12 protein-coding genes are annotated in these 14,757 nt (G+C 69.0%); 8 read left to right on the top strand and 4 right to left on the bottom strand.

The window, feature by feature from the left end; all coding sequences use genetic code 11:
• Positions 1–283 precede the first annotated feature (283 nt).
• The 4 genes from ACZ50Q_RS13410 to ACZ50Q_RS13395 are packed head-to-tail and all read left to right on the top strand — an operon-like array spanning position 284 to position 4,569.
• Positions 284–1,840: an efflux transporter outer membrane subunit gene (locus tag ACZ50Q_RS13410; protein ID WP_464081834.1), complete on the top strand. Its 1,557-nt coding sequence runs from the start codon at positions 284–286 to the stop codon at positions 1,838–1,840.
• Positions 1,837–3,000, top strand: a complete 1,164-nt coding sequence (locus tag ACZ50Q_RS13405) for an HlyD family secretion protein (protein WP_464081833.1) — start codon at positions 1,837–1,839, stop codon at positions 2,998–3,000. The genes ACZ50Q_RS13410 and ACZ50Q_RS13405 overlap by 4 nt, the downstream gene beginning before the upstream one ends.
• Positions 2,990–4,075, top strand: a complete 1,086-nt coding sequence (locus tag ACZ50Q_RS13400; RefSeq protein WP_464081832.1) for a DUF2955 domain-containing protein — start codon at positions 2,990–2,992, stop codon at positions 4,073–4,075. Before ACZ50Q_RS13405 ends, ACZ50Q_RS13400 begins: the two co-directional genes overlap by 11 nt.
• A complete protein-coding gene (locus ACZ50Q_RS13395) occupies positions 4,072–4,569 on the top strand; it encodes a transporter suffix domain-containing protein (RefSeq protein WP_464081831.1) in 498 nt (165 codons plus the stop codon). The genes ACZ50Q_RS13400 and ACZ50Q_RS13395 overlap by 4 nt, the downstream gene beginning before the upstream one ends.
• Positions 4,570–4,622: 53 nt before the next feature.
• Here the strand turns inward: ACZ50Q_RS13395 and ACZ50Q_RS13390 are convergent, their stop codons facing one another.
• Positions 4,623–5,555: a LysR family transcriptional regulator gene (locus tag ACZ50Q_RS13390; protein ID WP_076520620.1), complete on the bottom strand. Its 933-nt coding sequence runs from the start codon at positions 5,553–5,555 to the stop codon at positions 4,623–4,625.
• Between the two features lie 112 nt (positions 5,556–5,667).
• Between ACZ50Q_RS13390 and ACZ50Q_RS13385 the strand changes: the two genes are divergently transcribed.
• A complete protein-coding gene (locus ACZ50Q_RS13385; RefSeq protein ID WP_464081830.1) occupies positions 5,668–7,134 on the top strand; it encodes a M20 family metallopeptidase in 1,467 nt (488 codons plus the stop codon).
• Positions 7,135–7,151: 17 nt separating this feature from the next.
• Positions 7,152–8,132 (top strand): Bug family tripartite tricarboxylate transporter substrate binding protein, encoded by a 981-nt coding sequence (locus tag ACZ50Q_RS13380; protein WP_464081829.1) that lies wholly within the window; start codon positions 7,152–7,154, stop codon positions 8,130–8,132.
• 72 nt (positions 8,133–8,204) lie between these two features.
• On the opposite strand, the gene ACZ50Q_RS13375 is transcribed toward ACZ50Q_RS13380, so the two are convergent.
• From ACZ50Q_RS13375 to ACZ50Q_RS13365, 3 genes are all read right to left on the bottom strand, one after another.
• Positions 8,205–8,783 carry a lipid-binding SYLF domain-containing protein gene (locus tag ACZ50Q_RS13375; RefSeq protein WP_464081828.1) on the bottom strand — a complete coding sequence of 193 codons (579 nt, stop codon included), beginning with the start codon at positions 8,781–8,783 and terminating at the stop codon, positions 8,205–8,207.
• A gap of 117 nt (positions 8,784–8,900) precedes the next feature.
• Entirely contained in the window at positions 8,901–11,276 is a 2,376-nt protein-coding gene (locus ACZ50Q_RS13370; RefSeq protein ID WP_464081827.1) for a catalase, read from the bottom strand.
• Positions 11,277–11,288: 12 nt separating this feature from the next.
• Positions 11,289–11,903 (bottom strand): hypothetical protein, encoded by a 615-nt coding sequence (locus ACZ50Q_RS13365; protein ID WP_092578323.1) that lies wholly within the window; start codon positions 11,901–11,903, stop codon positions 11,289–11,291.
• Between the two features lie 331 nt (positions 11,904–12,234).
• Here ACZ50Q_RS13365 and ACZ50Q_RS13360 point away from each other — a divergent pair, with 331 nt between their 5' ends.
• Together ACZ50Q_RS13360 and ACZ50Q_RS13355 are read left to right on the top strand one after the other, a co-directional pair.
• Positions 12,235–12,585: a DUF3325 domain-containing protein gene (locus ACZ50Q_RS13360; RefSeq protein WP_076520614.1), complete on the top strand. Its 351-nt coding sequence runs from the start codon at positions 12,235–12,237 to the stop codon at positions 12,583–12,585.
• 171 nt (positions 12,586–12,756) lie between these two features.
• Positions 12,757–14,751 carry a ribonucleoside triphosphate reductase gene (locus ACZ50Q_RS13355; RefSeq protein WP_464081826.1) on the top strand — a complete coding sequence of 665 codons (1,995 nt, stop codon included), beginning with the start codon at positions 12,757–12,759 and terminating at the stop codon, positions 14,749–14,751.
• Positions 14,752–14,757: the final 6 nt, after the last annotated feature.

The following is a 14,757-nucleotide window of genomic DNA, read 5'->3' as shown; positions in this document are numbered from 1 at the left end:
GCCCGCCGGCGACGGCCCGATCCGGCGGGCGGCCTGGCCAAAAAACGTTTTGCTGGCACCGGCGGAAAAAGCTCAATAGAATCGATTGGCATGCGGACGCAAGCCCGTTCGCCCCGGCCGCTCGCGGATCCCGCGCGGGGCCGGCGCGCACCGGCCGCTTCCCCGCCGGCACAGGCGCCGCCTTGGCGCCCGCGCCAGGCAATCCGGCATCCATGCCGCGCGGCAACATCGGGCCGCCCGACCTGGGTCGTTGCAGTTAGGCTTTTGACAGACCTGGTGCCCAATGTGGCCGATGACTGGTTCGAATCGACTGCTGCTGACCGGCGTGCTCTGCCTCGGCGGTTGCGTGCAAGTGGGGCCGGACTTCGAGCCTCAGCGGGTCGCTTGGTCCGACCAATGGGACACCCCGGCGCTGCAACAGGCCACCGCAGCCGGCGCCCAGCCCGATGCCCGCGAGTGGTGGCGCATCTTTGACGACCCCATCCTCGAATCGCTGATCGCACAGGCCGACGCGCACAATCCCGGCGTGCAGGTGGCCGGCCTGCAGATCATGGAGGCGCGCGCGCAGCTTGGCATTGCCCGCAGCGGCGCCTATCCGCAAACCCAGGTCATCGGCGCGGATGCGTTCTACCAGCGCCGCTCGTCCCGGTCCGCCGAGGGCAATCCCCGGCCCAGCAGTTTCTGGCAATACAGCGCGGGGTTCGACATCGGCTGGGAACTCGATTTCTGGGGCCGCTTCAGCCGCGCCATCGAATCCGCCGACGCGGCGTACTTCGCGTCCGAGGCCAACCGCGAGGACGTGCTGGTGCTGCTGCACGCGCAGGTGGCCGACAGCTACTATGCGCTGCGCACGACCGAGGCCCGCCTGCGCATCGCCCGCGACAACGCGGCCATCCAGAAGCGCAGCTACGAGATCACCGAGCGCCTGTTCAACAGCGGCGAAACCGACGAATTGGACCTGCAGCAGGCGCGCACCCAGTATCTCGGTACGCTTGGCACCATCCCCGAGTTCGAAAGCCAGATCGCCCGCACCCGTAACGCGCTCGCCGTGCTGGTGGGCAAGCCGCCCGGCCCGATGCCCGAGCTGCCGGACCTGTCGGCGCAGGAAGCGGTCATCCCGCTGATCGACCGGGCGGTCCTGCAGGACGTGCCCGCCAACCTGCTGCTGCGGCGTCCCGACATCCGGGCCGCGGAGCTGCGGATCGCGGCGCAGTCGGCGCAGGTGGGCGTGGCCAAAGCAGACCTCTACCCGTCGCTGACCCTGTTGGGCAGCATCGTCTGGACCGCCACGTCGCTGGCCGGCACTTCCGGCGCCTCGGCGCTGCTGGGCGGCCCCAGCCTGACCTGGAACGTGTTCGACCACGGCCGGATCACCAACACGGTGCGGGTGCAGGACGCCCGGTTGCAGCAGCTCATCGTCGTCTACCAGGACGCCGTGCGCCAGGCGGCGCGGGAAGCCGACGATGCGGCCACGGGGCTGATCAAGTCCCTGGAACGCGACGGCATCCTGTATGACGCGGCGCTGGCGGCCAAGCGCTCGCTGACGCTGGCCAACGCCCTGTACCGCGAGGGCTATTCCGACTTCCAGCGGGTGCTCGATGCCCAGCGCGCCCTGGCCACGCAGCAGGACACCTATCTGGTGAACCGGGGCAATGCCGTGCGCGACCTGATCGCGCTGTACAAGGCCCTGGGCGGCGGCTGGCACAGCGACCAGCCGCTGCTGGATCCGGCCACACGAGAGCAGATGCAGCAACGCACCAACTGGGGCGACCTGCTGTCCGACGCCGGACGGCCAACGCCCGTTTCCACGCGCCCCCCGACACCGAGGCGATCCCCATGACTAGTCCCAGGTCCGCGGCGTCCGCGCCCTCGTCGGCCAGATCCGCCACACCCGCCCCGCCCGAACCGCCCGCCGCCCCGCCGCCGCCCGCGGATCCGGCCAGGAAGGGCATCCGCTGGGTGTTGCTGGTGATCGTCCTGAGCCTGGTCTGGTATCTGCTGGCCGACCGCTACACGCCCTATACGCAGCAGGCGCGCGTGGAGGCTTTCGTGGTGCCGGTGGCCTCGGAGGTATCGGGCCGCGTCGCCAAGGTGCACGTGCGCAACAACCAGGACGTGCCGGCGGGCGCGGTGCTGTTCGACGTCGACCCGGAGCAGTACCGGATCGCCCTGGACCGCGCCCGGGCCGACCTGGACGCCACGCGCCGCCAGATCGGCGCCAGCACGGCGGGCATCGATTCGGCCCAGGCCTCGCTGCGCGCCGCGCAGGCCAATGAGGTGCGGGCGCGGCAGGACAGCACCCGCCTCGAGCGCCTGTACCGCGAGGACCGGGGCACGATCTCGCTGCGCCGGCTGGAGATCGCGCGCGCGACCCTGGCACAGGCGGTGGCCCAGGTCGCGGCGGCGCGCGCCGAGGTCCAGCGCGCGCGCGAGCAGGAAGGCGGCAGCGAGGAAGACAACGCCAAGCTGCGCAGCGCGGCCGCGGCGGTCGAGAAGGCCGAGCTCGATCTGGCCAACACGCAGGTGCGCGCCCGCGCGGCGGGCCTGGTCACGGACCTGCGCACCGACGCGGGCCAGTTCGCGTCCGCGGGCAAGCCGGTGATGACGCTGATCGCCATCCACGACGTGTGGATCAACGCCGACATGACGGAGAACAATCTGGGCCATGTCGAACCGGGCACGCCCGTGGCCATCATCCTGGATGCGTTGCCCGGACGGGTCTTCGAAGGCCGGGTGCGCAGCGTGGGCTACGGCGTGAGCGTGGGCGCCGCCACGCCGCCAGGCACCCTGCCCACCGTGCAGAACAGCCGCGACTGGCTGCGACCGGCGCAGCGCTTTCCGGTCGCCATCGACCTCGATCCCGGGCAGCTCCCGTCCCTGCGCGGCATCCGGGTCGGCGGCCAGGCCGAAGTCATGGCGTTTCCCCGGCCCGGCAATCCGCTCAACCCGCTGGGCCGCGTGTACCTGCGGCTGATGAGCTGGCTTTCCTATGCCTACTGACGCCCCGCCCCTTCCCCGCGATCCCCGCGGCCAGCGTGCCATGCGCCTGGGGGTCGGGACGGCGCTCTGCCTGGCCGTCAGTTTCGGCCTGGACATGCCGATCCCGATGGTCGCGCCGGTGCTCGGGGTCTTCCTGCTGGCGCAGATGAACCGGCCGCTGTCCCTGAAGGCCGGCCTGGGGCTGGCGCTGGTGGCGATGTTCACCACTGGCACCGGCCTGCTGCTGATCCCCTTGCTGCGCTACTACCCGGCCTGCGGCGTGCTGCTCGTCGGCCTGTGCCTGTTCCTGGCGTTCCGGCATGGCTTGCGCGGCGGCAACAATCTGGTGTCCACCTTTCTCATCATCGGCCTGACCATGATTTCCGCGGCCGGCACCTTCGACTTCGGCCTGGCCGTGACGGTGATCGAGGCGCTGGTCAAGGGCCTGCTCCTGGCCGCGCTGGTGCTGGGCGTGTGCCACGGGCTGTTTCCCGAGCCGCCCGGCGTGCCGGCGCCGCCGCCCGCCCCCGTCCTGCCCGCGGCCGAGGCGACCCGCATGGCCTTGCGCGCGGCGCTGGTGGTCCTGCCGGCCTTCCTGCTGGCGCTGACCGATCCGCTGGGCTACATGCCCATCATCCTGAAAGCGGTCGGCCTGGGCCGCCAAAGCTGCGTCACCGCGGCGCACGGCGCCGCCCGCGAGATCCTGGGATCGACGCTGCTGGCGGGCGTGCTGGCCGTGGCGTTCTGGGCCGCGCTGCGGCCCTTCCCCAGCCTGTGGATGTACTTCCTGTGGATGCTGCTGTTCGCCCTGGTGATCGCGCGCAAGCTCTATCGGCTGAGTCCCACGCCCCATGCGCCCAGCTTCTGGCTGAACACGCTGGTCACGCTGATCATCCTGCTGGGCCAGTCGGTGCAGGACAGCATCGCCGGCAAGGACGTCTACACGGCGTTCGCCGTGCGCATGGGGCTGTTCATCGCCGTCACGCTGTATGCCTGCCTGATGCTGCAGTTGCTCGAACCCCGGCCGCACGCGCCGCGCCAGTCCCGTTTTTCGTTCCGCCGACCGTTCACACGACTCAAGAGGAGCCCGCCATGACTACCCAAGACATGCCCACCCCACCCGCGCCGGCGATGGGCTGGCGCTTCAAATGCGGCATCGGATTGTTCATCCTGGCGTTCGCGCTGTGGTTCCTGATCCCCGTCGGTGCCGCCATGGACATTCCCGGCTCACGTATCGCGGCGCTGACCGGGGCCATCTTCATCGCCAACAAAGTCCTGTTGATCACCTGCATCGCCGTGATGGGCAAAGAGGGATTCCAGCAGCTCAAGGCCATCATCGGCGGCCACGCGAAAAAGCTCGCGCCCGTGCAAAAGGTGGGGCCGGTGCGCCACGCCATCGGGCTGGTGATGTTCATCCTGCCCCTCCTGACCTCGATGCTGGAACCCTACGTGGACCAGATCTGGCCGGGCCTGCGGCCCAATCTGTGGCAGGCGCAGTTGCTGGGCGACGCCATGCTGGTCGCCAGCTTTTTCGTGCTGGGCGGCGACTTCTGGAGCAAACTGCGCGCGCTGTTCGTGCGGTCGGTGTAGCGGCGCGAGCCCGCACCGCCCTGGCGCGCAGCCCCTGCGCTTAGCCCCTGCGCTTAGCCCCTCGCCCCGCCGCCGTCCTGGTCCGGCGCCCGCGGCGCGGCGGTCAGCCGCCGCGCCATGAATTCCAGGAACTCCTTGGCCAGCGGCGGCAAGGTGCGGCCCTGCAGCGTCACCGCCTGGATGCTGCGCTGGCGCATTTCCGGATTGCTGAACGGCACTGCCGCCAGCGCCGCGCCCTGCGGATCGCCCATCAGGGTCAGGTAGCCGGACAGCGCGACGATCCGGCTGCCCGGCAGCATGGGCAGGAAGGCCGCGGAATGATTGGATACGTAGGCGGGCTCAATGTGCAGGCCGGCGTTGGCGCAGGCCGTGTCAAACAGCTGCCGCACCGTGGTGCCCTGGTCGCCCAGCGACAGCGGCACGTCCGCGAGATCCCGCAGGCTGATCGTGCGCCGGCTGGCGAGCGGGTGCTGGCGGCACATGACCGCGTACACCGGCGCGCGGGTCAGCAGCTCGGTCTTCAGCCGGTCGTCCTGCCCGACCGTGTAGCGCAGCGCGATCTGCGACAGGCCCTCCAGGATCAGGCGCGTGACCTCGTCCGGACGCTCCACATGCAGATGAAAGCGCGCCTCGGGGCGAAGCTGCTTGAAATCGGCCATGCACATCGGCATGAAACGGTGCGCGAACCCTTCCGTGCAGGCCAGCCGGATCGTCACGTCGCCCAGGGCGCTGCGCCGCCGGATGTCGGTGGTGACGCGCTCGGCCTCCAGGGCGGCGGCCTGGGCATAGGCCGCGAGCTGGCGGCCCGCTTCGCTCAGCGTCATGCCGCGCGCCTGCCGCTCGAAGAGCACGATGCCCAGGCTGTCCTCCAGCTTGGCGATCTGGCGGCTGACGGCCGACGCCGCGACGTGCTGCGCTGCCGCCGCGCCCGCGATCGAGCCGCAGCGGGCCACTTCCAGGAAATATCTGAGACTCAGGGAAATCACGGATGCCTCGGTGTGGGATGCCTTTATGGCAACGCTAAAGTGCGAATTATCTAATTGTGGCACGCGACGAAGCGTAATAACTTTGTGCCTCCCCACCGCACGAAGAACCGCCGTGACCCGCGAACAAGCCATCCTCCAAGCCGTGCAAGCCTATGACAGCGGCGCCCTGCAGTCCGCGCTGGCGCGCCGCGTCGCCTTCGCGACCGAAAGCGAAGTGCCCGAGCAGGCCCCCGCCCAGCACGCCTACCTGAACGACGAGCTGGTCCCGCTGCTGTCGGCACTGGGCTTTGCCTGTGAAGTCCATGCCAATCCGGCCGGCGTCGATCTGCCGATCCTGGTGGCGCGCCGCATCGAGGCGCCCGGATTGCCGACCGTCCTGATGTACGGCCACGGCGACGTGGTGCGCGGCAACGCCGCCAAATGGGCAGACGGCCGCGACCCCTGGCGCCTGCAGGTCGACGGCGACCGCTGGTACGGACGCGGCACGGCCGACAACAAGGGCCAGCATTCAATCAACCTGGAGGCCCTGGCCCGGACGCTCGCCGCGCGCGGCGGCGCGTTGGGATTCAACACCACCTGGCTCATCGAGACCGGAGAAGAAGCCGGTTCGCCCGGCCTGGCCGCCTTCTGCGAGGCGCAGCGCGACCTCCTGGCCGCCGACGTCTTCATCGCCAGCGACGGACCGCGCCTGCATGCCGAACGGCCGACGCTGTTCATGGGTTCGCGCGGCGCCGTGAATTTCGAACTGAAAGTGCGGGCGCGCGAACGCGGCTACCACTCGGGCAACTGGGGCGGGCTGCTGTCCAATCCGGCCATCCGGCTCATGCACGCGATCGGCTCGCTGGTCGACGCCCAGGGCCGCATCGCCGTGCCCGGACTGCGCCCGCCGCCCATCCCCGAGGCGGTCGCCGCCGCGCTCGCCGACCTGGACGTGGGCGGCGGCGAAGACGATCCCGAGATCAACGCATGGTGGGGCGAACCCGGCCTGTCCGCGCCCGAAAAGGTGTTCGGCTGGAACAGCCTGGACGTGCTGACCTTCGGCGCCGGCGACCCGGCCAAGCCCGTCAACGCCATCCCGCCGGAAGCCGTGGCCTGGTGCCAGTTGCGCTTTGTCGTGGGCACCGACTGGCGCGCGCTGCGCACCCACGTCGCCGAGCACCTGCGCCAGGGAGGTTTCGACGATGTCGAGATCCGCGTTGGCATGCAGGCGGGCGCGACCCGCCTGTCGCCCGACAGCCCGTGGGTGCGCTGGGCCGCCGCATCGCTGCAACGCACCACCGGCAAGCGGCCGGCGCTGCTCCCCAACCTGGGCGGCTCGCTGCCCAACGACATCTTCGTCGACCAGCTCGGCCTGCCCACCCTGTGGGTGCCCCACTCCTATCCCGCGTGCGCGCAGCATGCGCCCAACGAGCATCTGCTGGGCAGCGTCGCCCGCGAGGGCCTGGCCATCATGGCGGGCCTCTTCTGGGACCTGGGCGACCAGGGCAGCTCAGTACGCGATTCCGTACGCGATTCGGCAAGCGATTCGGCAAGCGATTCCGCACGCGAGCTTGCCGCCTCCTCTTCCGCCAACGCCTGACCCTGACCGAGCCCCCCATGACCGCTAGATTCTGCACCGCCCTGTTGGCGTTCACGCTTGCCGCCGCCGCCCATCCCGGGGACGCCCATGCCGCGTACCCGGACCAGGCCATCAAGATCGTCGTGCCCTTCACGCCGGGCGGCGCCACCGACGCCGTGGCGCGCCTGCTCGCCACCCGCCTGTCGGGCAAGCTGGGCCAGCCCGTCATCGTGGAAAACCGCCCTGGCGCGTCCACGGTCATCGGCGCCGACGCGGTGGCGCGCGCCAAGCCCGACGGCTACACGCTGATGCTCTCCGGCAGCACCACCTACACCGTGCTGCCGGCGCTCAAGCCGTCGCTGCCCTACGATCCCGTGCGCAGCTTTGAACACATCGGCATTGTCGCCATGGCGCCCATCGTGCTGCTGGCGCAGAACGCGGTGCCCGCGACCACCCTGCAAGAGGCCGCGGCGCTCGCCCGCGAGCAAAGCGCCAAAGGCGGGCTGATGTACGGCACCTTCGGCCCCGGCTCGGCCCCCCACCTGGCCGGCGAGATGTTCGCGCAGGCCGCGGGCGCCAAGATGATGCCGGTGCCGTACAAGGGCAGCGCGCAACTCGTCACCGCATTGATCGGCGGCGAGGTCGCCCTGGGCGTGGACACGGTGTCCTCGGCCGCCCCGCAGGCGCGCGCCGGCAAGCTCCGCGCGCTGGCGGTCTCTGGCGATCGCCGCGTGCCGCAACTGCCCGACGTGCCGACGTTTGCCGAGGCCGGCATGGCGGACGCGGCGTTCGTCGGCTGGTATGGATTGGTCGCGCCCGCGCAAACGCCGGCCCCGGTGGTGGATACGCTGAACCGCGCCGTCGCCGAAATCATGCAGGACGAGCAGGTGCGCAAGACCGTGTCGGACCTGTCGCTGGACCCGGTGTTCCTGCCCGGCAAGGCGTTCCGCGACCAGATCGCCAAGGAGGTCGGCACCTTTACCGCTGTCGCGGCGCGCGCGGGCATTACGCTGGATTGACCCGCGCACGAGGCGCGCGGCCGCAGCCCTGCCCAGCCGCCCGGCCCGGCCGTCATGGCGACGGCAACGGGTTCAGTTCGGATTGATGCGGCTGATCTTGGAGCCTTGCAGCCCCATCCCGGCCATCAGGCCCTGTTCGCCGAACGGCACGGCGTACACGTCCTGCGTCAGCGTGGTGGTCGTGATGCTGGCGGCATAGCCCTGGTCCACCACCACCAGGCTGGGCCCCGCGCCCAGCGACCAGCCATCGCTCTTGTCCAGATAGGCCATCGCCGCCTCGTTCATGAAGAAGAGCGCGTAGCTGAACTGCTGCGCGCCGGCCTGGAATCCGAAAGACAGGGCCGAAATCGAGTAATACCCCTCGACCTGCCCGCGGCGGATCAGCGCGCCTTCGCCGCGCTCGCCGCCCACCAGCAGCCCCCCCTTGATGATGCTGGGAAACACCAGCACCCCGACGGCCTTTTCGCCCAGCTCGCGCGTGCGCGGCGCCTGCGCGTAGAGCTGCTCCAGCGCGGCCAGCGAATCGGCGCTGAGCTCCGCCGCCGAGGCCGCGTGCGCGGGCGGCGACACCCAGGCGAGGGCCGAAAACGTCAAAAGGCTGGCGCAAAGCCAGCCCAGAAACTTCACAGGCAACACGGACGCACGGTTCATACGGCCCTCCGGGGTAAGGAGGGCGAGCGCCGGTTGCGCTCGCCCGACCTGCCAACGCAGTATTCGCAGCCGCCACGTCGGTGTCAATGGTCCTTCCTTACCCGTGCTGCCGCGCCCTCATACCTTGGGCGGTGTCGTCTCCCGCTCCGGATGGCGGTGCTTGCCCAGCGCTTCAATGAACGCCTTGGGCGCCTCGCCGCCCAGCAGCAGGCCGCCGTCGTTCGGGTCCGGATCGATGCCCGCCGCGGCGAACACCTGCACGCCGTCCCCGACGCCCATCAGCGTCTTGCCGTGGCGATAGGCGTCGCGCAGGAATTCCAGCGCCCGCCCGTCCGCCGCAAGGCTCGCCATGGCCGCCGCCCCGCCGGGCACGACCGCGCCGTCGAACAGTCCCGACGGGTGATTGTCCAGCGAGGCGTCCGCGTCAAAGCTGCCGCCGTCGGCCGCCTGCACGGGGCCGATGCGCTGGCCCACCAGCCGAACGACGGCGCCCGCCTGGATGAGGGCATCGGCCACGGCGGACACCGCCTTGCCATCCACGCCTTCGGCCGCCAGGATGGCCACCTTGCGCGTCGCCACGCCGCCATCCCCGGGTCGCGCGGTCAACGACAGCGTCGGCGACACCTCGACTTCGGACTTGGGCGGATTCGGCATGGCGCGCGGCATCGGATCGGGCAGAGGCATGCCCAGTTGCTGCGCCACGCTCTGCGCCAGCTCGTCGGACACATTGCGCAGCGACGACACCATGCGCGCCCGGATCTGCGGCACCGTCACCTTGCTCAGTTCAAACGCAAAGGCATCGACGATGTGCTGCCGTTCCCATGCGGTCTGGCTGTTGTAGAACAGCGTGGCCTGGTTGTAGTGCTCGGCGAATTTCTCCGGATGCCCGCGCAGCTCATCGCTCGTCACCGGCTCCGGGAACGACACGAACCCGTCCATGCCCGCCTGGAACGGACAGCCGCCGGCCAGGGAATTGGGCTCATACGCCACCCGGCCGCGATGGATGGTCTGCCGGTGCATGCCGTCGCGCTGGTTGTTGTGCACCGGCGCCAGCGGCGCGTTGATCGGGATCTCGTGGAAGTTCGGGCCGCCCAGACGCGAGATCTGCGTGTCGACGTAGGAATGGATGCGGCCAGCCAGCAGAGGATCATTGGTGAAGTCCACACCGGGCACCACATGCGCGGCGCAGAACGCCACCTGCTCGGTCTCGGCGAAGAAGTTGTCGGGATTGCGGTCCAGCACCATGCGCCCGATGGGCACGACCGGCACCAGTTCCTCGGGCACGATCTTGGTGGCATCCAGCACGTCGAAACTGAAACCTTCCGCCTGGTCGTCGGTAAACACCTGGACGCCAAGCTCCCATTGCGGGCCGTGGCCGGCGTCGATCGCCTCCCATAGGTCGCGCCGGTGATAGTCGGGATCGGCGCCCGACACCTTGACCGCTTCGTTCCACACCTGCGAATGCGTGCCCAGGATGGGATTCCAATGGAACTTCACCAGCCGCGATTCGCCCTGGGCGTTCACAAAGCGGAAGGTATGCACGCCAAAGCCCTGCATCATGCGGTAGCTGCGCGGAATCGCCCGGTCCGACATCACCCACATCAGCATGTGGGTCGATTCGGGCATGAGCGACACGAAATCCCAGAAGGTGTCGTGCGCGGACGCCGCCTGCGGCATGCCGTGATGCGGTTCGGGCTTGACCGCGTGGACCAGATCCGGGAACTTCATCGCGTCCTGGATGAAGAACACCGGCATGTTGTTGCCCACCAGATCCCAGTTGCCCTCGTCCGTATAGAACTTCACGGCAAAGCCCCGGACATCGCGCGCGGTGTCCTTGGACCCGCGTTCCCCGGCCACCGTGGAAAAGCGCACGAACACCGGCGTGCGCTTGCCCGCTTCGGCGAACAGCGACGCGGCGGTCAGGTCGGTGAGCGGCTTGTAGCACTCGAAGTACCCATGGGCGGCCGAACCGCGCGCGTGCACGATGCGCTCGGGGATCCGCTCATGGTCGAAATGCGTGATCTTCTCGCGCAGGATGAAGTCCTTGAGCAGCGCGGGTCCGCGCAGCCCGGCCTTGAGCGAATGCTGGTTGTCGCTGACGCGCACGCCCTGGTTCGTGGTCAGTTCCTGACCGCTGGCGTCCGCGCGCACGCGGGGCAGCGTGCCGTCGACCTGATTCACGCCGGGCGTGGCCGCGTCCCCGGTCTTGGCCGAGGTCTCGCTTTCGGACAGCGAGCTCGCGCTCACGGCCGGGTCGACCGCGCCAACGTGCGCGCCCGCGTAGGGACAGCGCGCCGCCTCTTCGCCGTACTCGGCCTCCTTGTTCGTGTTGTGGGGCATGGCGCCCGCCGTGGCGCCCACGGCCGCCGCGCGCTTGAGCGCGGGATGCGAGGGCTTGCCGGCCGGCCCGCTGGCGGGGCCGCTGTCGGTGTTCATGTATGCGGTATCGAGCGCGCCGCCCGATCCACCCTTGCCTGGCTTCTTGCTTGCCATGAGTCGTTCTCCTTAATGGGCCAGCATCGAATCGCGCGCCTGTTCGGCGCGGGATGCGCCAATGGCGGTTTCCACCTTCTTGACCTCTTCGGGCGGCGGCAGCACGGCCGGAAAGCCGAGCGATTCGATCCACAGCTCGCGAGACCAGCCCTGCGTGTGATAGAGGTGATGGTCCTCGTCGGTCGCCACGGCGTCATAGGCCTGCTTGAGGATCTTGGCCTGCTCGCCCGACTGCTGCTCGGCGATCAGTCCGATCAGCGACCAGTTGGCGTGGTCCTTGGTTTCGGCCAGCACCACGCATTCGGTGGCGACCAGCTGGGCGGCCTGCGCATCGCCCGCGCTCAGCGCCATCTTCATGGCCCGCACGAGCGATTCGCCCATATGCCGCACCACGTCGCGGCCCGGCGAACTGGCTTGCGGGTCCAGCTTGAGCTGCTCGAACACGGTCATCAGCACGCGGCGATGCGTCCGCGTTTCTTCCAGATAGCCCAGCCATTCCTTCTTCAGGTCTTCATTGACGGCACAGGTCACCGCAGTCTCGTAGATCGCGAGGCCGCCGATTTCCGTCTCCAGGGCCTGGTACAGCAGTTCCTTGATTTGTGCGGCGTTTCCGGCTTTGCGTTTCATGGTGGCGCTCCTTTGTGTTGGGTCATCGCGGGGTCATCGCTTGGCTCATCGCCTGGGCCGTCGCCCGGACCTTCGGCAATCGGCATGGCAACGATCAACCCGGCTGAAGGCGCGTATTCAGCAACTGCCGTTCCTGCTTGCCGCGGCGGCCGCGCGCGCGCCCGCAGGCGCATCGCCCCGGCCCGCCGGGCCAGGCACCGTGAAAAAAATACAAAGTCCCGGCGCCCGGGTCGCGTCGCCGATTCCCGTAGAATCGGGGTCATTACCCACCACCGCGCAAGGGCGCCGACCCACCCGGCCGGCGCCGAGACCCGCGCATGACTGCAGCCGCATGCCCATGAATGACTTCGTCGCCATCGCGATGGCCCTGCTGCTGATCTACGCCGGCATGGCCTGCCTGGCCCTGGCGGCGCCCCGCCACTACGACCAGGTCTGGACGCGCGATCCCCGCGCCGGCCACACGCGCGTGCTGCGCGGGGCCGGCGTATTGCTCCTGGGCCTGGCCATCCTGCCCTGCGTGGGGCTGTGGGGCGACACGCACGGCATGGTGGCCTGGCTGGGCTGGCTGTCGGCGGGTGCGCTGCTGTGGATCGGCAAGCTCTCGTGGGCGCCGCATCCGGCGGCCACCGCCGCGGCCCTGGCGGTGGCGATATCGCTGGTGGGCGTCGGCATCGGTTTTTGACCGGGCGGCGGCCATCGCGCCGCGCCTGCACGCGCCGTGTTGCGCGATTTCGCAGCCGCATGCGGGCGTTTGACGCGGGTCAATCCGCGCGCATATCCGCCCATCCCTTTCCGAATTCAGCACCATATGTGGTGGTAGAGTTTTCGCACTCCACTACATATGGTGCCAACAATGAAAATCCAACACATCCTCAAGCGCGACGGCCGCGTCGTTGCATTCGATAGCGAGAAGATCGCGCAGGCCATGGCGGCGGCGGGCCAGAGCACGGGGGAGTTGGACCTGGAAGGCGCCCGGGCGCTGACCGGCCCGGTGATCGCGGCGCTGGCCGGCAACGTCTGCCCCGGCGTCGAAACCATCCAGAACCGCGTGGAGGAAGCCCTGGTCCAGGCCGGCCACTGGCGCACGGCGCGCGCCTACATCGTGTACCGCGAACAGCACGCCCGCCTGCGCGCGCTGCGCCACACGCTGGTGGACGTCGAAAGCGCCATGGAAGAGTACCTGGAGCAGCGCGACTGGCGCGTCAATGCCAACGCCAACCAGGGCTACAGCCTGGGCGGCCTGATCCTGAACGTGGCGGGCAAGGTCACCGCCAACTACTGGCTGTCGAACGTCTTCACGCCCGAGGCCGGGCAGGCACACCGCGAAGGCGACATCCACATCCATGACCTGGACATGCTCAGCGGCTACTGCGCCGGCTGGTCGCTGCGCCAGTTGCTGACCGAAGGCTTCAACGGCATCCCGGGCAAAGTCGAGTCCACGCCCCCGAAGCACATGTCGGCCGCCATCGGCCAGATCGTGAACTTCCTGGGCACGCTGCAGAACGAATGGGCCGGCGCGCAGGCGTTCAGCTCGTTCGACACCTACATGGCGCCCTTCATCCGCCGCGACGCCATGACCTACGCGGACGTAAAGCAATCCATCCAGGAACTGATCTTCAACCTGAACGTGCCCAGCCGCTGGGGCACGCAGACGCCGTTCACCAATCTCACGTTCGACTGGACCTGCCCGGCCGACCTGAAGGACCAGATCCCCTATGTGGGCGGCGAGGAAATGCCCTTCTCCTACGGCGAGCTGCAGGCTGAGATGGACATGATCAACCGCGCCTACATCGAGGTCATGATGGCGGGCGACGCGAAGGGACGCGTGTTCACCTTCCCGATTCCCACCTACAACATCACGCCCGACTTCGACTGGGACCACCCCAACACCGAACGCCTTTTCGAAATGACGGCGCGCTATGGGCTGCCCTACTTCCAGAATTTCCTGAATTCCGACCTGGAGCCGCACATGGTGCGCTCCATGTGCTGCCGCCTGCAGCTCGACCTGCGCGAACTCCTCAAGCGCGGCAACGGCCTGTTCGGCTCGGCCGAGCAGACCGGCTCGGTCGGCGTGGTCACCGTGAACTGCGCCCGCCTGGGCCACACCTGCCGGGGCGACGAGGCGCTGCTGATGGAACGCCTGGACTACCTGCTGGGGCTGGGCCGCGACGTGCTGGAAACCAAGCGCAAGGTGGTGCAGCGCTACATCGACCAGGGCCTGTATCCCTACACCCGACGCTACCTGGGCACGCTGCGCAACCACTTCAGCACGCTGGGCGTGAACGGCATCAACGAAATGATCCGCAACTTCACGGGCGACGCCGACGACGTCACCACGCCAGCCGGCCACGCACTCGCCGTGCGCCTGCTGGACCGCGTGCGCCAGCGCATGACCGAGTTCCAGGAAGAAACCGGCCACCTGTACAACCTGGAAGCCACGCCGGCCGAAGGCACCACCTACCGCTTCGCGCGCGAAGACCGCAAGCGCTACCCCGGCATCCTGCAGGCCGGCACCGACGCCCAGCCCTACTACACCAACTCCAGCCAGTTGCCGGTGGGCTACACGGACGATCCCTTCCACGCGCTGCAACTGCAGGAAGCGCTGCAAGGCAAGTACACCGGCGGCACGGTGCTGCACCTGTACATGAACGAAGCCGTGTCGTCCGCCCAGGCCTGCAAGCAGCTCGTGCGCCGCGCGCTCAGCAACTTCCGGCTGCCCTACATCACGGTCACGCCGACGTTCTCGATCTGCCCCCATCACGGTTACCTGGCCGGGCATCACGAGTTCTGCCCCAAGTGCGATGCGGAACTGCTGGCCAGGCAATCGGCGTGCTGCGCCCCGGCCTAGCCACGC

It is taken from the genome of Achromobacter sp. T5-5 (assembly GCF_055397965.1).
This window is presented reverse-complemented; position numbering and strand designations above follow the sequence as displayed.